The following is a 21,196-nucleotide window of genomic DNA, read 5'->3' as shown; positions in this document are numbered from 1 at the left end:
GGCTGTCCTCTACTCGGGGGTTTCGTCGAGCGCGTGGCCCACCAGGGCCAGGAGGGTCTCGATCACGGAGATCCGGCGACGCGCATCCATGATCATGACAGGTATGTGTTGCGGGATGGTCAAGGCCTCCCGCACATCCTCCGGCTCGAACAGCTCGCTGCCGTCGAAGTGGTTGACCGCGACCACGTACGGCAGTCCGGAGCTCTCGAAGTAGTCCAGGACCGGGAAGCAGTCCTTCAGGCGGCGCGTGTCGGCCAGGACGACGGCGCCGATCGCGCCGCGCACGATGTCGTCCCACATGAACCAGAACCGCTGCTGGCCCGGCGTGCCGAACAGGTAGAGCACCAGGTCGTCGTCGAGCGTGATGCGCCCGAAGTCCATGGCGACGGTGGTGGTGGTCTTGCCCGGCGTGGCGGTGAGGTCGTCGGTGGCCTCGCTCGCCTCGGTCATCAGCGCCTCGGTCTGCAGGGGCGTGATCTCCGAGACGGCGGTGACCAGCGTGGTCTTGCCCACGCCGAAGCCGCCCGCCACCACGATCTTCGTGGCGATGGGGGCGCGGGTGCGGTCCGTCTCCCAGGCGTGCATGCTCTCGCCGGGCTGGGCGAACGGGGATGTACCAGCGACGCCGTGAGCGGCGTCAGAGACGACGGAGTCCACTCAGCACCCTTTCCAGCAGAGCTCGGTCCGGGCGGCCCGTGCCATGGCCGGTTCCCGTCCCGTACACACGGATCTTTCCCTGGTCCGCGAGGTCGCTGAGGAGCACGCGGACCACGCCGAGCGGCATCTTCAGCAGCGCGGCGATCTCGGCCACCGTACGCATCCGGCGGCACAGTTCGACGATGGCCCGCAGCTCCGGCATCACGCGGGTGGACAGGGAGCCGTTCGTCAGTTCCTTGCGCTCCTCCGGGGCGTCCAGCGCGGCCGTGCTCGCCACGAACGTCTCCACCAGCAGGACGTGGCCGAAGCGGGTACGGCCGCCGGTGAGCGAGTAGGGGCGGACCCGGGCGGGTTTGCGGTCACCGCCGCGGACCGGGAGGTGCTGTTTCGGCGTACTGCTCATCGGGCACTCCCCGTCGTCTGGGAATCCTCCAGGGATTTCCGCAGTTCGCTGCGGAGTTCGGGCGTCAGGACGTGACCGGCGCGGCCCACGAACAGGGCCATGTGGTACGCGACCACGCTCATGTCGCAGTCCGCGGAGCCGTGGACGCCGAGCAGCGAGCCGTCGCTGATGGACATCACGAACAGGCTGCCCTCGTCCATCGCGACCATCGTGTGCCGGACCCCGCCGATGTCCATCAGCTTGGCGGCGCCGACGGTGAGGCTGCCGATGCCGGAGACGATGGTGGCCAGGTCGGCGGCGGAGCCGCGCGGGCCGGTCTTCTTGGCCCCCCTGCCCTGGAGGGCCTGACGGGCCTGCCGGTTCCGGTGGTCGTCGGAGGACAGCAGGAGCAGTCCGTCGGACGAGACGACCGCGACCGAGAGGATGCCGGGTACCTCCTCGACCAGGTTGGTCAGCAGCCAGTGCAGGTTGCGGGCCTCACTGCTCAGTCCGATCAGTCCGAAGGTACTGGGAGCGGTCAACTGCTTGCCTCCTCGACTGTGCCCCCCGTGGCTTCTTCGGATTCAGCTGGTTCTGACGCGCCGGTGTCCGGCCGCTTGTGCGAGGCCGTCTTCTCGGCGATCTCCGCCTCCACCTCGCGGTAGCCGGCCTGGGCGCCCTGCCGGAAGCCACCGAGGCGGCGGCGGAGGGCTTCGGCGTCGACGGAGCCGCCGCGCTGGCGCGGTGCGGTGGCCGGAGCGGTGATCTTCGGCGTGCGCTTGGGGAGGCCCTTGTCGGTGACGCGGTCCTCTTCGTCGTCAGGCGCGCGTTCGTGTTCCGCCTCGGCTTCTCCCCCACTCTCGGCTTCGCTCGAGCGGGAGGGGCCCCCACCGGCGATGTCGTTCCCACCCGCACCCCCCGTGCGGGTTTCGTCGTCGTATGCGGGCGGCCCCTGCGGGGCGGATTCGCCGACGGCGGTCGCGGTCGCGTGCTCCGCCGGGGCCGGCTCGTCCTGCGGGATCGGGGCCAGCAGCTCCATCGTGGTCTCGGCAGGGGTTTCCGCCGGTGCCGTCACCTCTGCCGCGGGTGCGGCCGACTCCGCCGCCGCCTCCTCGCGTTGCACCGCCTTCTCCGCCAGCGCCACCAGCGGGTCCCCGCCGCTCGCGCGGCCGTGCAGGACGTTGGAGTTGGCCTCGGCGTCGGCGCCGGGGAACGCGACGGTGTGGCCGCTGCCGGAGAGCGGGCCGGAGGCCGGGACGGCCACCGCCGGGGCCGCCGCAAGCAGGGTGCGGGGCAGGACCACGACCGCCGCGACACCGCCCTGCTTCTGCTCGCGCAGCTGCACGCGCACACCGTGCCGGTGGGCGAGGCGGGCCACGACGTACAGGCCGAGGCCGAGACCGTCCTCGCCCTCCTGGTCGTACGGCGCCTCCGGGTCGAAGTCGGCGAGCCGGGCGTTCAGGCGCTCCAGCCGGTCCTCGGCCATGCCGATGCCCTCGTCCTGGACGGAGAGCATGACCTCGCCGTTCTCCAGCAGCCAGCCGGAGATCTCGACGGGCAGGTCGGGCGGCGAGAACGAGGTGGCGTTCTCCAGGAGTTCGGCCAGCAGGTGGGACAGGTCGTCCGCGGCGAACCCAGCGATGTGCGCGTGCGGCGGCAGCGCGGCGATCCGGACCCGCTCGTACCGCTCGATCTCGCTGACCGCCGCGCGGACGACGTCCACGAGCGGCACGGGCCCGGCGGCGTGCTGGACGTGCTCGGTGCCGGCGAGGACGAGGAGGTTCTCGCTGTGCCGGCGCATGACCGTGGCGAAGTGGTCGAGCTTGAACAGCGTGGCGAGGCGGTCCGGGTCCTGCTCGCGCTCCTCCAGGTTCTCGATGACGGCCAGTTGCCGCTCGACCAGGCCGAGGGTGCGCAGCGCGAGGTTGACGAACGTACCGCCGATGGCCGTGCGCAGCCGCTCCAGCTGGGCGGCGGACTCGGCGAGTTCGCCGCGCAGTTCCTCACGGGCGTCGGCCATCTTCTGGCGCTGGCCGACGAGGTGCTTGCGGTCGGACTCCAGCGTGGAGATCCGCTCGGTGAGGGTGACGGCGTGCGCGTGCAGGGCGTTGACGGAGCGGACGACCTGGGCGAACTCGTCGTTGCGGCCGGTGAACTTGACGGGTTCCTCGGCCGCCGGAACCTCCGCCTCGGCCAGCCGCTTCGAGCCCAGGCGCAGGACCGCGAGGGGGCGTGTGAGGCTGCGGGCCATGCCCGTGGCGACGCCGACGGCGAGCAGCATCAGGGCGCCGAGGACGGCGACGCGGATCTCCAGCGCGGTGACGTCGTCGTCGCGCAGCACCTCCAAATCCTTGGTGCGGCGGTCGTAGAGGGCGGACTCCACGCCGCGCATCAGGTCGACCCGGGCGGAGAGGGCCGCGTCCAGCTTCCAGGTGCTGGTGGAGAGTTCCCCGCCGGCGAGGGTCGGCTGGTCGGTGAGCGTGGCGAGGTACTTCTCGGCGGAGTTGACCTCGGTGCCGGTGACCGTGTTGTCGAAGGAGGTGCGGGACGCCTTGGGCGCGGTGTCGCGGAAGTCGGCCAGGGCCGCGTCGGAGCGCAGCCGGGCCTGCTGGGCGGCGGCGCTCAGGGCGTCGCGCTGCCGGGTGTCGGCGTCCGAGGAGGTCTCGGTCGGCAGGCCGGTGACCGGGTCGATCACCGAGGTGCCGCGCGGCACGCTGAGGGCGGCGAGCAGCAGCCCCCGGGCCGCGGCGGCCTGCTGGACGGCGGAGTCCAGCTCGGCCAGGGCCTGTCCGCCGGAGCCCGCGCGGGGCGGCGTCTGCTGCGCCAGCTGCTCGGCGAGCCGGTGGAGTCCGGTGATGGCGGCGGAGTACGCCTGGTGCGCTTCGAGGGCGCTGCTCTTGCCGGTGAGCGCCGCCCGGCGTACGGCCGCGATGTCGTCGAGGTCGGAGCGGAGCGAGGCGGGCGTGTCGGTGTCGCCCCGCAGCTCCTCGACCTGCCGGTCCACGCGGGCGCTGCGCTGTTCGGAGGGCGCCTTGGACTTGGGGCGGCCGGCCGCGATGTAGGAGGTGACGTCGTCGCGTTCGTCGGCGAGGGAGTGCGCGAGGGCGAGGGCGTCCTGCGTCTGCTCGGCGAGCGTCACCAGCTCCTGGGAGTCGTGGAGTTGCCCGGAGGCGGCGAGGACGGACGGGGCGCCCGCACCGGCGATGGCCGCGGCGACCACGGCGACGGCGACGATGAGCCGGTTGCGCACATGAGTGGGGCGGCCCTTGCCGGTGGGGGGCGTCGGCTCAGCGCCCTGAACGGGGGCCGTCTGCTTGCCTGTGCGACGAGGCCGCGACATCTGCACCGGTGCTCGCATTCCTGACTCGTGAACTCATGGGCCCGGATGACGCTCCGTCAACTGGTGCGTACTCCAGGTACACTTCCCGACCCTCCCAGCGCCGGTGGGCAGCGCACGTGCATCACCTGACCCGCCACCCGAAGGAGTGAACCCCGGAGGAGAGTTGGCGGGCAAGTTCCGCTGGCCCTTGCAGCGGCCTTGCACGGCAGGCCGGTTGGACGCGACGCGCGGCCGGTGGCAGTATTCGCCACCACGTCTTCCCGGAACAAATCATTCCAGCCCAAACGGGGCGTCTGACCTGCTCGACTGCACCGGTCCGGCAACCATTGGCAGCGTTTTGCGGACCTTGTGAAGGGCTCGTGCAGACTGGCTGGATGCGTACTGAACTCGCCACGGAACCGGGAGACGCGGACCGCCCCAACGAGGACTTCGCCAGTGTCGGACTACCGGCCTCCGGACAGGGCGGTTCGGTCGTCGTCCTGGACGGGGTCACACCCCCGAAGGGCGGGACGGGTTGTCTGCATTCCGTCCCCTGGTTCACCGCGCGCCTCGGCGGAGCCCTGACCGAACTGACCGTTTCACTCCCGGATGTCCCCCTGGTCGACGTCTTGTCCCGCGCCATCGCGCGTACCGCCGAGGCGCACGCCTCAACCTGTGACCTTTCTCACCCCCGCACCCCTCAGGCCACGGTGGTGATGGCCCGCTGGTCCCCCCGGGCGGTGGAGTACCTGGTCCTGTCGGACTCCGCTCTCCTCGTGGAGTCCCCGGACGGCGTGGTCACGGCCTTCCTCGACGACCGGCTGGCCCTTCTCCCCCGCTCGGCCCTGGCCACGGACGCGCTGGTGGACTCCACGCTCCGCAACAAGGAGGGCGGCTTCTTCACTGCGGCGGCCGATCCCTCGGTTGCCCGGCGAGCGGTGACCGGCACCCTGCCCCGGCGCGAGGTCCGCGCCCTGGCCGCCCTGACGGACGGCGCCGCCCGCTGGGTGGAGCGGTTCGCGGAGGGCGACTGGACGGACTGCTTCCACCTCCTGCGCAAAGAGGGACCGCAGGCACTGGTGGACCGGGTGCGGACGCTGGAGCGGGCGGAGTCGGCCGGATCGTTCCTGGGCCGCGGCAAGACGCACGACGACGCGACGGTCGTGTACGCCGAGTTCTGAACAGGCGGCCGCTGTCACGGCGAGCGCCGCGTCCTACTTCTCCATGCCCCGGTTGAGCTGGTGCAGCAGCCGGGCCAGTTCCGTCACCTCGCGGGTGTCCCAGTCGGCCAGGCGGCCGGCGTAGCGGGCGCGGCGGGCCTCGCGCACCCGGCGGACCCGGTCCTGCCCCTCCTGCGTGAGGGCTACCAGCCAGGCGCGTCCGTCGGCGGGGTCGGGCTCGCGGGCGATCAGGCCCAGTTCCTCCAGGGCGCGCAACTGGCGGGACATCGTGGCCTTGCCGACGCCGATGTAGGCGGCGAGCTCGGTGGCCCGCTGCTTGCCGCACTCGTCCAGCCGTACGAGCAGGCCGTACGCGGACGACTCCAGGTCGGGGTGGACCTCCCGGGCCATCTCGCCCTGGCTGGCCCGGGCCCGCCGCAGCAGCACGGTCAGCTCCCGCTCCAGCGCCAGAAAGGCAGTCTGATCCACACCGGTTCCGGCCAGGGAGGCGTCCCGGTGTCCGTCGTCGTTGCCGTCCTCGTGCACGTGAGCCCTGCCTCGGTTGTCGCCCGGTACCTGCAATTTTCCGCCACGTGCGGCCATCGCCGCAGCTCGGCAAGTATTCCGCAGGTCACGAGGTGCGCGTCCACAGGGCCGCCACACGGTGAAGGCCCGGGCCTCCCTCACGGGACCCGGGCCTTCCCTTGTCCGATGACCTCCGTCACGCGGCCACCGGAACCTCCGGCGCCACGTCCGCGGTGGCGGGCGCCAGCGCCAGCTCGAGGACCTGGCGGACGTCGGTGACGGTGTGGACGTCGAGCTTGTCCAGCACCTCCGCCGGGACGTCGTCCAGATCGGGCTCGTTGCGCTTGGGGATGATCACGGTGGTGACCCCGGCGCGGTGGGCGGCCAGCAGCTTCTGCTTCACGCCGCCGATCGGCAGGACCCGGCCGGTCAGCGAGACCTCGCCGGTCATCGCCACGTCCGTGCGGACCAGACGGCCGGACAGGAGCGAGGCGAGGGCCGTGGTCATGGTGACGCCGGCGCTGGGGCCGTCCTTGGGGACCGCGCCCGCCGGGAAGTGGATGTGCACGCCCCGGTCCTTCAGATCACCCACCGGCAGTTCCAGCTCGGCACCGCGGGAGCGCAGGAAGCTCAGCGCGATCTGCGCGGACTCCTTCATCACGTCCCCCAGCTGACCGGTCAGGGTCAGCCCGGCCGCGCCCGTCTCCGGGTCGGCCAGCGACGCCTCGACGTACAGCACGTCACCGCCGGCGCCCGTCACCGCGAGGCCCGTCGCCACGCCCGGCACGGACGTCCGGCGCTCGGCCGGGTCCTGGGCGGACTCGGGCACGTGGTGCGGCCGTCCGATCAGCGAGCGCAGGTCCTCGTCCCGGACGGTGAACGGCAGCTCCCGCTCGCCCAGTTCATGCTGGGCCGCGACCTTGCGCAGCAGCCGTGCGATCGACCGCTCCAGGTTGCGCACACCCGCCTCGCGCGTGTACTCACCGGCGAGCTTGCGCAGCGCGCCCTCGTCGATGGCCACCTCTTCCTTGTCGAGCCCGGCCCGCTCCAGCTGGCGCGGCAGCAGGTGGTCGCGGGCGATGACGACCTTCTCGTCCTCGGTGTAGCCGTCCAGCCGGACGATCTCCATCCGGTCGGCCAGCGCCTCCGGGATCGCCTCCAGGACGTTGGCGGTCGCGAGGAAGACCACGTCCGACAGGTCCAGCTCGACCTCCAGGTAGTGGTCCCGGAAGGTGTGGTTCTGCGCCGGGTCGAGCACTTCGAGCAGGGCCGCGGCCGGGTCGCCCCGGAAGTCCGAGCCCACCTTGTCGATCTCGTCGAGCAGCACGACCGGGTTCATCGACCCGGCCTCCTTGATGGCGCGGACGACCCGGCCGGGCAGGGCACCGACGTACGTACGCCGGTGGCCGCGGATCTCGGCCTCGTCACGGACGCCGCCGAGGGCGACGCGCACGAACTTGCGCCCCATGGCGTGGGCGACGGACTCGCCCAGGCTGGTCTTGCCGACGCCGGGCGGCCCCACGAGCGCGAGCACGGCACCGCCTCGCCGCCCGCCGACCACGCCCAGCCCCCGTTCGGTACGCCGCTTGCGCACCGCCAGGTACTCGGTGATGCGCTCCTTCACGTCCTGAAGGCCGGAGTGCTCGGCGTCGAGGACGGCCTGGGCGCCCTGGATGTCGTACGCGTCCTCGGTGCGCTCGTTCCACGGCATCTCCAGGACCGTGTCGAGCCAGGTGCGGATCCAGGAGCCCTCGGGCGACTGGTCGGAGGACCGCTCCAGCTTGTCGACCTCCTTGAGCGCGGACTCCCGGACCTTCTCGGGCAGGTCGGCGGCCTCCACCCGGGAGCGGTAGTCGTCGGACTCCTCGCCCTCCTGCTCGCCGTTCAGCTCGCGCAGCTCCTTGCGGACCGCTTCCAGCTGGCGCCGCAGCAGGAACTCGCGCTGCTGCTTGTCGACGCCTTCCTGGACGTCCTTGGCGATGGACTCGGCCACGTCCTGCTCGGCGAGGTGGTCGCGCAGCTGCTGGGTGGCGAGCTTGAGCCGGGCCACCGGGTCGGCGGTCTCCAGCAGCTCGACCTTCTGGTCGGTGGTCAGGAACGGCGAGTAGCCGGAGTTGTCGGCGAGCGCCGAGACGTCGTCGATGGCCTGGACCCGGTCGACGACCTGCCAGGCGCCGCGCTTGCGCAGCCAGGCTGTGGCGAGGGCCTTGTACTCCTTGACCAGTTCGGCGACCTGCCCGGGCAGCGGCTCCGGGACGGATTCCTCGACGCTGGTGCCCTCGACCCAGAGGGCCGCGCCGGGACCCGTGGTCCCCGCACCGATCCTCACCCGGCCCCGGCCGCGGATCAGCGCGCCCGGATCGCCGTCGGCCAGCCGGCCCACCTGCTCGACGGTGCCGAGGACACCGGTGCGGGCGTACGTGCCGTCGATGCGTGGCACCAGGAGTACCCGGGGCTTTCCGGGCGTTGTCCGAGCAGCGGCCTGGGCGGCCTCCACCGCGGCACGGACCTCGGAGTCGCTCAGGTCCAGCGGGACCACCATCCCGGGCAGGACGACCTCGTCGTCGAGCGGCAGCACGGGCAGGGTGAGCGGTGTGGACGTCGAAGCCATGATCTCCCCTTCGGCAGTCAAGTTGAGCTATGCCGACTCAATGCACGGGAGCCGCCGGATGTTCCCCACCCGCCGTTCGCTGTGAGCGATCAACCGTGACGTCGGGGGCGACCAGGGCCGTAGAGTCAGCGGCGTAACAGACCAATGGGGTTAGTGCCTATTACCAGGGGGCGGCGTGGACAGGACCGTGCAGGCGTGGGTGGACGGATGGGTCGTGTCGCGCGGAGCGGCTCCGCCCGTGGCCGAGCCGTGGGGCTGCACGATCGACGTGGGGACGAACGGGCACGTCACACGGCATGTGTTCGGCGCGACCGGTGACGATCTCGACGAGACGGCCGTCCGTAAGGTGGCCGGCGCGGTGACCGGGGCCGGGGTGTGGCTGAAGGCGTTCCGGGACCCGTCGGTGGTCGCCGGCTGGCTGGACGACAGCTGGTGGATCGACCCCGAACCCGGCTACCTGATGACGGTCCCGCTGACCGCTGGGAACGCTCCGGACGTGCCCGACGGCTACCGGCTGCGCAGCTGGTCACGCGGTGGGGTGACGCGTGTCATGGTGGCCGCCCCGGACGGTTCCCTGGCGGCGCGCGGGCAGATCGCGCCGACGGGCGCCACCGCCGTCGCCGACCAGATCGAGACGGCCCCGGAGCACCGCCGCAAGGGACTCGGCAGCTTCGTCATGCGGACGTTGCAGAGCGCCGCCGTACGGCAAGGGGCACAGACCGGTGTGCTCGCCGGCACTCCCGCGGGGCGAGGGCTCTACGAGGCGCTGGGCTGGGAGGTGGTGGCCCTGCTCACCAGCGCGAAGCACGACCCGCGGACCTGAACGGCTTCGCCCTCATCTCGGAGTGGGCACGCCTCCCCCGCCACCGCCGGAGCACCGGCCAGGTCGCGACACCGATGGCCAGGGCGATCAGATGCCCCCAGTTCGTCAACGGGTCGGTGAAGGCGAGCAGGTCCTGCAGCAGCATCCCGCCGAAGCCGGCCAGCAGCGGCACGCGCAGCCAGAGCGGCAGCAGCCCGGCCAGGGCGCCGGTGCCGGCGGCGACGCCGAAGCTGACGCCGTAGTCGAGGCGGTGCAGCGAACTCTGGGGGAGCTGCCCGGCCAGCACCGCGAGCCCGACCGGGACCTCGGTCGCCAGGGTCGCGAGGACGTGCCCGAGCAGGAAGACACCGGCCGTGCGCAGGCCGCCGATCCGCCGTTCCAGCGCGGTCAGCACGAGCACGAACCCGATCGCGAACGGCGAGGCCACTCCGCCCGCCAGCCACAGCGCACTGCCGACCAGCACCAGCTCCGGCGTCCGCACCAGGTGCGCCACATCCGTACTGGAACCCTGGAGCAGGGCGTGCACCAGGGCGGGGTCCGCGTACGCGGAGAACAGTGAGGTCAGACAGAGGACGATCCCGTACCCGAACGTGAACGGCGCACCAGTGGGAGTGGGGAGCAGCCGCCAGACCCGCGGTGCCCGAAGCCGAGGCTTCTCCACCACAGCGGGCTCCCGTACACCCGGACCCACGGTCCCGCACGGCACCCGGCCGCCGGCCCGCTGCCGCGGCACCCCGTCCAGCAGCGCCGACACGTCGGGAACGGACGCGCCCGGAGGCGTCGGCGTGGCCGTCTGGTCGGCCGGCGCGGTGCGATCCACGGCGGGCGCTCCTTCCGTCATGTCCCACCCTTCGCGCACCTCCGGCCCCTGTCTGTGACGGGCGTCACGCGAGAGCCGATTCACAGCAACCTGACAGCGGCGCACGGCGTCCCCTGCCGGCCGCTCCGTAATGCTTGGCGTCGGACACCCCTCACCTGCCAGGATGCTCGAATGCCCACCTCGAACGACATCCCCCTCGTGCTGGACCGTCGCGAGGGCCCGCACGGCGAGGTCGTGCTGCGACGGCACGGCGACCGGCTGGAGATCATCGCGAACGGCTGTTTTCTGATGGACACCTCCGACGGCCGCTCGGAGCGGCGGCTGGTCGACGCGGCCCTGGACGCCCTGACCGGCCGGGACCGCCCGGACGTGCTGATCGGCGGACTCGGCGTCGGCTTCTCCCTCGCCCACGCGGCGGCGGATCCGCGCTGGGGAGGGATCACGGTCGTGGAACGCGAGCGGGCGATTGTCGAATGGCATCGCGACGGCCCGCTCTCCGCGTTCTCCGCCGAGGCCCTCGCCGACCCGCGCACGCACATCGTCGAAGCCGATCTCGTGGCCTACGTCAATGAGACATCCGCCACGTACGACGCCCTGTGCCTCGACATCGACAACGGACCCGGCTGGACCGTCACGGAGGGCAACGAAATTCTCTACGGAGAGGCCGGACTGGCAAGCTGCGTACGGGTGTTGAGGCCCGGCGGGGTACTCGCCGTCTGGTCCGCCCAGCCCTCTCCGGAATTCGAAGAAACCCTGCGGAATGTCGGGTTCCAGCAGGTGCGTACCGAAGAGATCCCGGTTGCCCGGGGCGTTCCGGACGTCGTGCACCTCGGCATCAGCCCTGGATAGCAAAGGTGTGCTGACTCCCCGTACGCTGCTCCTCTGACGCCGATCATTCAAGCGTCAATCGCAACCATGCGCAGACCGAGGGATCACCCCACTGATTCCGGAAAGCACACCCCAGGGGCGGGCGATGGAGCAGACACACACCTCCCACAACGGTTCGGCGACGGCTACACCGGGCGCACAGCGCCGGGTTCTCGTCGTCGAGGACGACGCCACGATCGTGGACGCCATCGCGACCCGCCTGCGAGCCGAGGGATTCCTCGTGCAAACAGCGGGTGACGGTCCGGCCGCCGTCGACACGGCCGAGGCCTGGCAGCCCGACCTGCTGATCCTCGACATCATGCTGCCCGGCTTCGACGGTCTGGAGGTCTGCCGGCGCGTGCAGGCCGCCCGGCCGGTGCCGGTGCTGATGCTCACCGCGCGCGACGACGAGACCGACATGCTGGTCGGGCTCGGCGTCGGTGCCGACGACTACATGACGAAGCCGTTCTCGATGCGGGAGTTGGCGGCGCGCGTGCACGTACTGCTGCGCCGCGTGGAGCGGGCCGCGCTGGCCGCCGCGACCCCGCGCAGCGGCATCCTGCGCCTCGGTGAGCTGGAGATCGACCACGCGCAGCGCCGGGTCCGGGTGCGGAGTGAGGATGTTCACCTCACGCCGACCGAGTTCGACCTGCTGGTGTGCCTGGCGAACACCCCGCGCGCGGTGCTCTCCCGCGAGCAGCTGCTCGCCGAGGTCTGGGACTGGGCGGACGCCTCCGGCACCCGGACCGTCGACAGCCACATCAAGGCCCTGCGCCGGAAGATCGGCGCCGAGCGGATCCGCACGGTGCACGGCGTGGGCTACGCCCTGGAGACCCCGACGCCATGAGCGGCGGGCCGGCCGCACGGAGAAACCCCCGGGAGCCGGAACCCTGGGGCGGGGTGAGCCCGTTCTCGATCAAGACCAAGCTGGGCGCGCTGGTCGTCATCTCGGTGCTGATCACCACGGGCCTGTCGGTGATCGCGGTGCACACGAAGACGGAGCTGCGCTTCATCACGGTCTTCTCGATGATCGCCACACTGCTCATTACGCAGTTCGTGGCCCATTCGCTCACCGCGCCGCTGGACGAGATGACGGCCGTGGCCCGTTCCATCTCGCAGGGCGACTACACCCGCCGGACGCGCGAGAACCGCCGTGACGAGCTGGGCGACCTCGCCGTGACGATCAACGCCATGGCCGACGAGCTGGAGGCGCAGGACAGCCAGCGCAAGGAACTCGTGGCGAATGTCTCGCACGAGCTGCGCACACCCATCGCGGGCCTGCGCGCGGTGCTGGAGAACATCGTCGACGGCGTCACGCAGGCCGACCCGGAGACGATGCGCACGGCGCTGAAGCAGACCGAGCGGCTCGGCCGGCTGGTGGAGACGCTGCTGGACCTGTCCCGGCTGGACAACGGCGTCGTACCGCTGAAACAGCGGCGGTTCGAGGTGTGGCCGTATCTGTCCGGCGTACTGAAGGAGGCCAACATGGTCGCCTCCGTGCGCGCGGGCATCGCCACCGGCTCGGGCAGTCACACGCGTACCGACGTCCATCTGCACCTCGACGTCCACCCGCCCGAGTTGACCGCGCACGCGGACCCGGAGCGCATCCACCAGGTCGTGGCCAACCTCATCGACAACGCGGTCAAGCACAGCCCGCCGCACGGCCGTGTGACGGTCAAGGCGCGGCGCGGCGCGCTGCCGGAGTCGCTGGAGCTGGAGGTCCTGGACGAGGGCCCCGGTATTCCGAAGTCCGAGTGGCACCGCGTCTTCGAGCGGTTCAACCGCGGCAACGTCAAGCGGCCGCAGGGGCCGGGGAGCGACGGCGGCACGGGGCTCGGGCTGGCCATCGCGCGCTGGGCGGTGGATCTGCACGGCGGGCGGATCGGAGTGGCCGAATCCAAGCGTGGTTGCCGGATTCTTGTCACTCTTCCGGGACTTCCATCTGTGCCAAGTTGACGTAAAGTTCGAAGCGGAGCCACAAGATCCACGGGCGTCCGCACTGACGGACACGTGTGATCAGGCACAGGCCCGCGCCGTCGGCGCACGAGGCCCTGCCCCGCCCTTCCCTCTTTAAGCGGAACCACGTTTGTTTCCCGCCATTTCAAGCCCCGAAACACACTCCAAGATGTGACTTGCACGACGTTGAACGGGCCCGACCTGACCTACCCGGTCTTGGGGGCGTAGCCTTGATTCCCGCTGTCCATCATCTTGTGAAGCGGAAGAGGGCGGTTGCCGCCGTGTCGCCACAGTCCCCCAGTAACTCGAGCATCTCGACCGACACCGACCAAGCGGGGAAGAACCCTGCCGCGTCGTTCGGTGCCAACGAGTGGCTCGTCGACGAGATCTATCAGCAGTACCTCCAGGACCCGAATTCGGTAGACCGAGCCTGGTGGGACTTCTTCGCCGACTACAAGCCGGGGGCGGCTGCCGCCTCGGCTCCGGCGGGTACCGCGGCCGCGGGGGCCGCGGGGACCACCACCGCTCAGCCGGCGGCCCAGGCCGCCCCCGCCCAGGCCGCGGCCCCCGCCCAGGCGGCCCCGAAGCCCGCGGCCGCCGCGCCGGCTCCCGCACAGGCGAAGCCCGCCGCGCAGGCCCCGGCTCAGGCGCAGGCTCCTGCCCAGGCCCCGGCTCCGGCGAAGGCCGCCCCGGCCGCCAAGCCGGCCGCCGCGAAGCCGAAGGCCGAGCCCGCCGCCGAGGCCCCCTCGGGCCCGGAGCAGGTCGTGCTGCGCGGTCCCGCCGCCGCGGTCGCGAAGAACATGGACGCCTCCCTTGAACTGCCCACGGCCACGTCCGTGCGCGCGGTCCCGGTGAAGCTGCTGTTCGACAACCGCATCGTCATCAACAACCACCTCAAGCGGGCGCGTGGCGGGAAGATCTCCTTCACGCACCTCATCGGCTACGCGATGGTCCAGGCCATCAAGGCGATGCCGGCGATGAACTACTCGTTCGCGAAGGTGGACGGCAAGCCGACCCTGGTCAAGCCGGACCACGTCAACCTCGGTCTCGCCATCGACCTGGTCAAGCCGAACGGCGACCGCCAGCTGGTCGTCGCGGCGATCAAGAAGGCCGAGACGCTGAACTTCTTCGAGTTCTGGCAGGCCTACGAGGACATCGTCCGCCGCGCCCGCGACGGCAAGCTGACGATGGACGACTTCTCCGGGGTCACGGTCTCCCTGACCAACCCCGGCGGTCTCGGCACCGTGCACTCCGTGCCGCGTCTGATGCCCGGCCAGTCCGTGATCATGGGCGTCGGCTCCATGGACTACCCGGCGGAGTTCCAGGGCACCTCCCAGGACACCCTGAACAAGCTCGGCATCTCGAAGGTCATGACGCTCACGTCGACCTACGACCACCGGGTGATCCAGGGCGCCGCCTCCGGCGAGTTCCTCCGCCAGGTCGCGAACCTCCTGCTCGGCGAGAACAACTTCTACGACGAGATCTTCGAGGCGCTGCGCATCCCCTACGAGCCGGTCCGCTGGCTCAAGGACATCGACGCCAGCCACGACGACGACGTCACCAAGGCCGCCCGCGTCTTCGAGCTGATCCACTCCTACCGGGTCCGCGGCCACGTCATGGCCGACACCGACCCGCTGGAGTACCAGCAGCGCAAGCACCCCGACCTGGACATCACCGAGCACGGCCTCACGCTCTGGGACCTGGAGCGCGAGTTCGCCGTCGGCGGCTTCGCCGGCAAGTCGATGATGAAGCTGCGCGACATCCTCGGTGTCCTGCGCGACTCGTACTGCCGCACCACCGGCATCGAGTTCATGCACATCCAGGACCCCAAGCAGCGCAAGTGGATCCAGGACCGGGTGGAGCGCCCGCACTCCAAGCCGGAGCGCGAGGAGCAGCTGCGCATCCTGCGCCGCCTGAACGCGGCGGAGGCCTTCGAGACCTTCCTGCAGACGAAGTACGTCGGCCAGAAGCGTTTCTCCCTGGAGGGCGGCGAGTCCGTCATCCCGCTGCTGGACGCGGTGCTCGACTCGGCGGCGGAGTCCCGCCTCGACGAGGTCGTCGTCGGTATGGCCCACCGCGGCCGCCTGAACGTCCTCGCCAACATCGTCGGCAAGTCGTACGCCCAGATCTTCCGCGAGTTCGAGGGCAACCTCGACCCGAAGTCGATGCACGGCTCCGGTGACGTGAAGTACCACCTGGGCGCCGAGGGCACCTTCACGGGCCTCGACGGCGAGCAGATCAAGGTCAGCCTGGTCGCGAACCCGTCGCACCTCGAAGCCGTCGACCCCGTCCTGGAGGGCGTCTCCCGCGCCAAGCAGGACATCATCGGCAAGGGCGGCACGGACTTCACGGTCCTGCCCGTGGCGATCCACGGCGACGCGGCCTTCGCGGGCCAGGGCGTGGTGGCCGAGACCCTGAACATGTCGCAGCTGCGCGGCTACCGCACCGGCGGCACGGTCCACATCGTCATCAACAACCAGGTCGGCTTCACCGCGGCCCCCGAGTCCTCGCGCTCGTCGATGTACGCGACGGACGTGGCGAGGATGATCGAGGCCCCGATCTTCCACGTGAACGGCGACGACCCGGAGGCCGTGGTCCGCGTGGCCCGTCTGGCCTTCGAGTTCCGCCAGGCGTTCAACAAGGACGTGGTGATCGACCTCATCTGCTACCGCCGCCGCGGTCACAACGAGTCGGACAACCCGGCCTTCACCCAGCCGCTGATGTACGACCTGATCGACAAGAAGCGCTCGGTGCGCAAGCTCTACACCGAGTCCCTCATCGGTCGCGGCGACATCACCCTGGAAGAGGCCGAGCAGGCGCTGCAGGACTACCAGGGCCAGCTGGAGAAGGTCTTCACGGAGGTCCGCGAGGCCACCTCGCAGCCGACGATCGTGGAGACCTCCGACCCGCAGGCCGAGTTCCCGGTCACCGTGAACACCGCGGTGACCACGGAGGTCGTCAAGCGGATCGCCGAGTCCCAGGTCAACATCCCCGACCACATCACCGTCCACCCGCGTCTGCTGCCGCAGCTCCAGCGCCGGGCGGCGATGGTCGAGGACGGCACGATCGACTGGGGCATGGGCGAGACGCTCGCGGTCGGCTCCCTCCTCCTGGAGGGCGTCCCGGTCCGCCTGGCCGGCCAGGACTCGCAGCGCGGTACGTTCGGCCAGCGCCACGCGGTCATCATCGACCGCACCACGGGCGACGAGTACACGCCGCTGCAGTACCTCTCCGAGGACCAGGCCCGGCTCAACGTCTACAACTCGCTCCTGTCCGAGTACGCGGCGATGGGCTTCGAGTACGGCTACTCGCTGGCCCGTCCCGAGGCGCTCGTGATGTGGGAGGCGCAGTTCGGCGACTTCGTCAACGGCGCGCAGACGGTCGTGGACGAGTTCATCTCCTCGGCCGAGCAGAAGTGGGCCCAGACGTCCGGCGTCGTCCTGCTCCTGCCGCACGGCTACGAGGGCCAGGGCCCGGACCACTCCTCGGCCCGCCCGGAGCGCTTCCTCCAGATGTGCGCCCAGAACAACATGACGGTCGCCATGCCGACGTCGCCGTCGAACTACTTCCACCTCCTGCGGTGGCAGGTGCACAACCCGCACCACAAGCCGCTGGTGGTCTTCACGCCGAAGTCGATGCTGCGCCTTAAGGCGGCGGCCTCGAAGGCGGAGGAGTTCACGACGGGGCAGTTCCGCCCGGTCATCGGTGACGCCTCGGTCGACCCGGCCGCGGTCAAGAAGGTCGTCTTCTGCGCCGGCAAGGTCTACTACGACCTGGAGGCCGAGCGTCAGAAGCGCGGCGTCACGGACACGGCGATCATCCGCATCGAGCGCCTGTACCCGCTGCCGGGTGCCGAGCTCCAGGCGGAGATCAAGAAGTACCCGAACGCCGAGAAGTACCTGTGGGCCCAGGAGGAGCCGGCGAACCAGGGTGCCTGGCCGTTCATCGCGCTCAACCTGATCGACCACCTGGACCTGGCGGTCGGCGCGGACGTCCCGCACGGCGAGCGCCTGCGCCGCATCTCGCGCCCGCACAGCTCGTCCCCGGCGGTCGGTTCCGCGAAGCGGCACCAGGCCGAGCAGGAGCAGCTGGTGCGTGAGGTGTTCGACGCGTAAGCGCCCTCGCGCGTCCTGTTGACCGGGCCGCACCCCCGCTCCGGGGGTGCGGCCCGGCCGTTTGCGCGCACATATCCTTGACGGCATGTACTTCACGGACCGTGGCATCGAGGAACTGGAGAAGCGGCGCGGCGAGGAGGAGATCACCTTCGAGTGGCTGGCCGAGCAGTTCCGGACCTTCGTCGATCTCAACCCCGACTTCGAGGTACCGGTAGAACGCCTGGCCACGTGGCTGGCCCGGCTGGACGACGAGGACGACGAGTAGGAGTGGCGGCCGTGCGGGCGTGACCAGGGGCCACGCGCGAGCCGCACAGCGGGGCTGCACGGGAGCCGTGCCGGAGCCGGGTCCAGCCCTGGGAAGCCACGCCGGGGCCGCGTCCCGCGCCGTGCGGTGATCAGCCGTCCGGTGGTCGGTCGCGCGGGAGCCGGATCCGGGACGCCGAAGCTATACGGGAGCCGGCCCCGGCACGCCGAAGCTTCGCAAGAGCCGGATCCGGCACGCGGAGCCGCATGGGAGCCGGATCCGGGACGCCCGAGCCCGGCCGGAGCCGGGGCTGCGTGGGAGCCGGATCCGGGACGCCAGAGCCCTGCAAGAGCCGGGGCCAGCACGCCCCAGCCCCGCGAAAGCCGTGTCCGCGCGGGAGCCGGGGTCGGCAAGCAGGGTCCAGCCCTCCTGAGCCGCACCCGGGCCGCGTCCCGCGCCGCCCAGTGATCAGCCATCCGGCGGTCAGGTCCAAGCCGCCGGAGCCGCACAGGAGCCGCGGCCGGCACGCCCCGCACGCGAGGCGGGGCCAGCACGTCCCAGCCCCGCGAGAGCCGTGTCCGCGCGGGAGCCGGGGTCGGTGCGCAGTCCAGCCCTCCTGAGTCGCGCCGGGGACGCGTCCCGCGCCGTGCGGTGATCAGCCGTCCGGAGGTCAGTCGCGCGGGTGCGTGACGGTGTACGCCAGGACCAGGGCGCCATGGGTCAGGAGCAGCACTCCGGCCGTGGCCCAGCCCCAGCCGCCGCTGGGACGCCGTAGCCCCCAGGCGATGAGCGGGACGCCCGCGGCCATCTGGGCGAGGGCCAGGGCGCGGGCCCTGGGGTCGCCGGTCCAGGGCATCCAGGGGCCCAGGCGGCTGTGGTCGACGGTGTCGCGCTCCGCGACCGCCTCGCGCAAGCCCGGCCACTCGACCGGGAGGCTGTCCGGCTGGAGCGCGGCGGCTTCCCGGAGGCGGTCGGCGGGCTCGCCCGGGACGACTGCCGGGGGCAGGGAGACGCCCACCCGCGCGAGGACCGCCAGCAGGCCGCGCATGCGGGCGCGGGCGTCGGCGGCGGAGTCGGTTTTCGTCAGCTGGTCGAGGGCCTGGAGGTCCAGGACGGGGTCGAGGCCCACCCGCGCGGCGAAGGTGCGCATCGCCTCCTCCTCCCCCACCGGGACCCCGCTCGCGAGCCAGACGAATCCGACCGGGCGGCGGAAGCCGGACGCGAGCGTGAAGCCCGCGTGGTCGGCGTCCCACCACAGGGCGAGAACGGGCCACGGCGCGCCGACGGCGAGGGCCGTGGCCCAGCCGGTGACCACACGGTCGACGGGCTCGCCGGCGTCCCGCCAGGGCCCGCCCTCGGGTACGAGAACGCTCCAGCCGTCACCCGCCCGGGTGAGCTGCATACGCTCCCGCAGCAGGTGGGCGACGGGGGCGACGGCCCCGGGCACCGCCCGGCACAACAGCAGCGCCCCAGGGGCGGGACCGGTGCGGTCGGCTTCCGTCGGCATGGTCACACGCTAGGACGAATCACTCCTCTTTGAGCACTTATGTACCTCTCGACGTATGCCTCGACATCCCCAGAACGAGTGCCTTGACTTTCCCTCACCACGATATATCGTGAATGGCAGAAGACGCGATATGGCGCGTCAGGTCGGGAGGTCTGCCCATGTCCGAGTGGTCTGTCACAGAGCCGAGGAAACTCACCTTCGACGAGCCCGTGCGCGAGCTTCATGTGCGTCTCGTCGACGGAACGGTGAACGTGGTGGGCACGGACGAAGGTTCCGCCCGCCTGGAGGTCTCCGAGATCCAGGGACCACCCCTGCTGGTGACGCAGCGGGGCGGCACCCTCACGGTGGCCTACGAGGACCTGCCCTGGAAGGGCTTCCTCAAGTGGCTGGACCGCAAGGGCTGGCGCCGCAGCGCGGTCGTCTCCCTGGCCGTCCCGCCCTCCACCCGCGTGGAACTGGGGGTGGTCGGCGCGGCAGCGGTGCTCTCCGGGATCGAGGGCCCGGCGGCGGTGAAGGGCGTCACTGGCGACACCACCCTCGTGAGCCTCTCCGGCCCGGTCCGCGCCGACACGGTCTCCGGGAATGTGGAGGCCCAGGACGTGACCGGCGACCTCCGGTTCAACTCCGTCTCGGGCGACCTCACGGTGGTCGAGGGCTCCGGCTCCTCCGTGCGGGCCGACTCGGTCAGCGGCTCCATGATCGTCGACCTCGACCCGGGCGGCCCCACGGACGTGCGGCTGACCAGCGTCTCCGGCGAGATCGCGATCCGGCTGCCGGACCCGGCGGACGCGGAGGTCGAGGCGAACACGGCGAGCGGCGCGGTCTCCAACGCGTTCGACGATCTGCGGGTGCACGGCCAGTGGGGCGCCCACAAGATCACGGGCCGTCTGGGCGCGGGCACGGGCAAGCTGCGAGCGACGACGGTCTCCGGCTCGATCGCCCTGCTGCGCCGCCCCTCCAGGGAGGACGACCCCGACGAACCGTGGGACACCAGGCCCGGCACCGGCAGCTCGCCGACCGACCCGCAGGACGACCCGCAGGCCGGCTCGGGAGACAATTCCGTCTCCGACCGGGGCGCCGCCGACGGAGCCCCGGCCGACGGCACGACCGACAAGAAGGTGCTCTGACATGCCCCCCGTCTTCGCCCACGGCCGCCTCCGCCTCTACCTGCTGAAGCTGCTGGACGAGGCCCCCCGACACGGCTACGAGGTGATCCGCCTCCTGGAGGAGCGCTTCCAGGGGCTGTACGCGCCGTCGGCAGGCACGGTCTACCCGCGCCTTGCCAAGCTGGAGGCCGAGGGCCTGGTCACCCACACCACCGAGGGCGGCCGGAAGGTGTACTCGATCACGGACGCGGGCCGCGCCGAACTGGCCGACCGCAGCGGCGAACTGGCCGACCTGGAGCTGGAGATCCGGGAGTCGGTCGCGGAACTGGCGGCGGAGATCCGCGCCGACGTACGCGGGGCCGCCGGCGACCTGCGCCGCGAGATGCGCGCCGCGGCGACCGAGGCCCGCAGGGACACCGGTACCAGGACCCGTGGCGCTGAGGACGCCCCCTTCGGGGACTTCGGGCAGTACGGCGACAAGGACGCCTGGCGCATCGCCAAGGAGGAGATGCGGCGGGCCAGGCAGGAGTGGAAGGAACAGGCCCGCCGCGCCAAGGACGAGAGCCGCCGCGCCCGTGAGGACGCCCAGCGCGCCCGCCGCCAGGCGAAGGAGGCCCAGGAACAGGCCCGCGCCCAGGCCCAGGAGCAGGTGCAGCGCATCGCCCGCCGGGTCCAGGAGCAGGTCCAGGACCACTTCGCCCGCGGCGACTGGCCCACGGGACTGCGCGAGGGCCTGAGCGAACTGGCCAAGGAGGTCGGCGAGTTCGGCAAGGACTACGGCAAGGACTTCGGCTTCGACTGGACCGGCACCGGCACCGGCACCGGCACGCCGACCGCACAGCCGACGCCCTCACAGCCCGCCGATGACTTCCCGGCCGCCTACGAACCCGCCTGGGCCCACGAGGACGCCGCGGACTCCACGGGCGACCCGGCCCGCGACCTGGACCGCCTGCTCGACCGCTTCCGGGACGACATCCGCGACGCGGCCCGCGACCACGGCGTCACCCCCGACCAACTGCGCGACGCGCGCCGCCACCTGTCGACGGCGGCGGCCCACATAGGAGCCCTGCTGCGCACGCCGAAGAAGTAAGCGGCCTGGCCCCG

At 71.5% G+C, this 21,196-nt stretch carries 17 protein-coding genes; 9 read left to right on the top strand and 8 right to left on the bottom strand.

Annotation, left to right across the window (positions count from 1 at the left end; genetic code table 11):
- Positions 1-9: 9 nt before the first annotated feature.
- The 4 genes from QF034_RS27650 to QF034_RS27635 are packed head-to-tail and all read right to left on the bottom strand — an operon-like array spanning position 10 to position 4,385.
- Positions 10-657: a GTP-binding protein gene (locus tag QF034_RS27650; RefSeq protein WP_086565349.1), complete on the bottom strand. Its 648-nt coding sequence runs from the start codon at positions 655-657 to the stop codon at positions 10-12.
- On the bottom strand, positions 638-1,060 hold the full coding sequence (locus QF034_RS27645; protein WP_010040346.1) for a DUF742 domain-containing protein: 423 nt from the start codon (positions 1,058-1,060) through the stop codon (positions 638-640). The genes QF034_RS27650 and QF034_RS27645 overlap by 20 nt, the downstream gene beginning before the upstream one ends.
- Positions 1,057-1,581, bottom strand: a complete 525-nt coding sequence (locus QF034_RS27640; RefSeq protein WP_307177466.1) for a roadblock/LC7 domain-containing protein — start codon at positions 1,579-1,581, stop codon at positions 1,057-1,059. Before QF034_RS27640 ends, QF034_RS27645 begins: the two co-directional genes overlap by 4 nt.
- Positions 1,578-4,385 (bottom strand): nitrate- and nitrite sensing domain-containing protein, encoded by a 2,808-nt coding sequence (locus tag QF034_RS27635; RefSeq protein WP_307179988.1) that lies wholly within the window; start codon positions 4,383-4,385, stop codon positions 1,578-1,580. The genes QF034_RS27640 and QF034_RS27635 overlap by 4 nt, the downstream gene beginning before the upstream one ends.
- 368 nt (positions 4,386-4,753) lie before the next feature.
- Here QF034_RS27635 and QF034_RS27630 point away from each other — a divergent pair, with 368 nt between their 5' ends.
- Positions 4,754-5,539 (top strand): protein phosphatase 2C domain-containing protein, encoded by a 786-nt coding sequence (locus tag QF034_RS27630; RefSeq protein ID WP_307177465.1) that lies wholly within the window; start codon positions 4,754-4,756, stop codon positions 5,537-5,539.
- 33 nt (positions 5,540-5,572) lie between these two features.
- Here the strand turns inward: QF034_RS27630 and QF034_RS27625 are convergent, their stop codons facing one another.
- Complete coding sequence (locus tag QF034_RS27625) at positions 5,573-6,064, bottom strand: MarR family winged helix-turn-helix transcriptional regulator (protein ID WP_307177464.1); 492 nt, start codon at positions 6,062-6,064, stop codon at positions 5,573-5,575.
- 175 nt (positions 6,065-6,239) lie between these two features.
- Positions 6,240-8,654: an endopeptidase La gene (gene lon / locus QF034_RS27620; protein ID WP_307177463.1), complete on the bottom strand. Its 2,415-nt coding sequence runs from the start codon at positions 8,652-8,654 to the stop codon at positions 6,240-6,242.
- A gap of 175 nt (positions 8,655-8,829) precedes the next feature.
- Between lon and QF034_RS27615 the strand changes: the two genes are divergently transcribed.
- Positions 8,830-9,477 carry a GNAT family N-acetyltransferase gene (locus QF034_RS27615; RefSeq protein WP_307177462.1) on the top strand — a complete coding sequence of 216 codons (648 nt, stop codon included), beginning with the start codon at positions 8,830-8,832 and terminating at the stop codon, positions 9,475-9,477.
- On the opposite strand, the gene QF034_RS27610 is transcribed toward QF034_RS27615, so the two are convergent.
- Entirely contained in the window at positions 9,446-10,297 is an 852-nt protein-coding gene (locus QF034_RS27610) for a rhomboid-like protein (RefSeq protein ID WP_307177461.1), read from the bottom strand. The genes QF034_RS27615 and QF034_RS27610 overlap by 32 nt on opposite strands.
- Positions 10,298-10,468: 171 nt before the next feature.
- Between QF034_RS27610 and QF034_RS27605 the strand changes: the two genes are divergently transcribed.
- The 5 genes from QF034_RS27605 (at position 10,469) to QF034_RS27585 (ending at position 17,500) form a co-directional block, all read left to right on the top strand.
- Positions 10,469-11,146 carry a spermidine synthase family protein gene (locus QF034_RS27605; protein WP_307177460.1) on the top strand — a complete coding sequence of 226 codons (678 nt, stop codon included), beginning with the start codon at positions 10,469-10,471 and terminating at the stop codon, positions 11,144-11,146.
- 124 nt (positions 11,147-11,270) lie between these two features.
- Positions 11,271-12,011, top strand: a complete 741-nt coding sequence (locus QF034_RS27600; protein WP_010040369.1) for a response regulator transcription factor — start codon at positions 11,271-11,273, stop codon at positions 12,009-12,011.
- Positions 12,008-13,120: a HAMP domain-containing sensor histidine kinase gene (locus tag QF034_RS27595; protein WP_307177459.1), complete on the top strand. Its 1,113-nt coding sequence runs from the start codon at positions 12,008-12,010 to the stop codon at positions 13,118-13,120. Before QF034_RS27600 ends, QF034_RS27595 begins: the two co-directional genes overlap by 4 nt.
- Before the next feature lie 281 nt (positions 13,121-13,401).
- Positions 13,402-17,235 carry a multifunctional oxoglutarate decarboxylase/oxoglutarate dehydrogenase thiamine pyrophosphate-binding subunit/dihydrolipoyllysine-residue succinyltransferase subunit gene (locus tag QF034_RS27590; RefSeq protein ID WP_307177458.1) on the top strand — a complete coding sequence of 1,278 codons (3,834 nt, stop codon included), beginning with the start codon at positions 13,402-13,404 and terminating at the stop codon, positions 17,233-17,235.
- A gap of 85 nt (positions 17,236-17,320) precedes the next feature.
- Positions 17,321-17,500 (top strand): DUF6104 family protein, encoded by a 180-nt coding sequence (locus QF034_RS27585; protein WP_086565146.1) that lies wholly within the window; start codon positions 17,321-17,323, stop codon positions 17,498-17,500.
- Between the two features lie 649 nt (positions 17,501-18,149).
- Here QF034_RS27585 and QF034_RS27580 read toward each other — a convergent pair.
- Entirely contained in the window at positions 18,150-18,986 is an 837-nt protein-coding gene (locus QF034_RS27580) for a hypothetical protein (RefSeq protein ID WP_307177457.1), read from the bottom strand.
- A gap of 158 nt (positions 18,987-19,144) precedes the next feature.
- On the opposite strand from QF034_RS27580, the gene QF034_RS27575 reads away from it, so the two are divergent.
- Together QF034_RS27575 and QF034_RS27570 are read left to right on the top strand one after the other, a co-directional pair.
- Positions 19,145-20,113 carry a DUF4097 family beta strand repeat-containing protein gene (locus QF034_RS27575; protein WP_307177456.1) on the top strand — a complete coding sequence of 323 codons (969 nt, stop codon included), beginning with the start codon at positions 19,145-19,147 and terminating at the stop codon, positions 20,111-20,113.
- A gap of 1 nt (position 20,114) precedes the next feature.
- Positions 20,115-21,182: a PadR family transcriptional regulator gene (locus tag QF034_RS27570; RefSeq protein ID WP_307177455.1), complete on the top strand. Its 1,068-nt coding sequence runs from the start codon at positions 20,115-20,117 to the stop codon at positions 21,180-21,182.
- Positions 21,183-21,196: the final 14 nt, after the last annotated feature.

It is taken from the genome of Streptomyces africanus, assembly GCF_030816955.1.
Lineage (GTDB): Bacteria > Actinomycetota > Actinomycetes > Streptomycetales > Streptomycetaceae > Streptomyces > Streptomyces africanus.
This window is presented reverse-complemented; position numbering and strand designations above follow the sequence as displayed.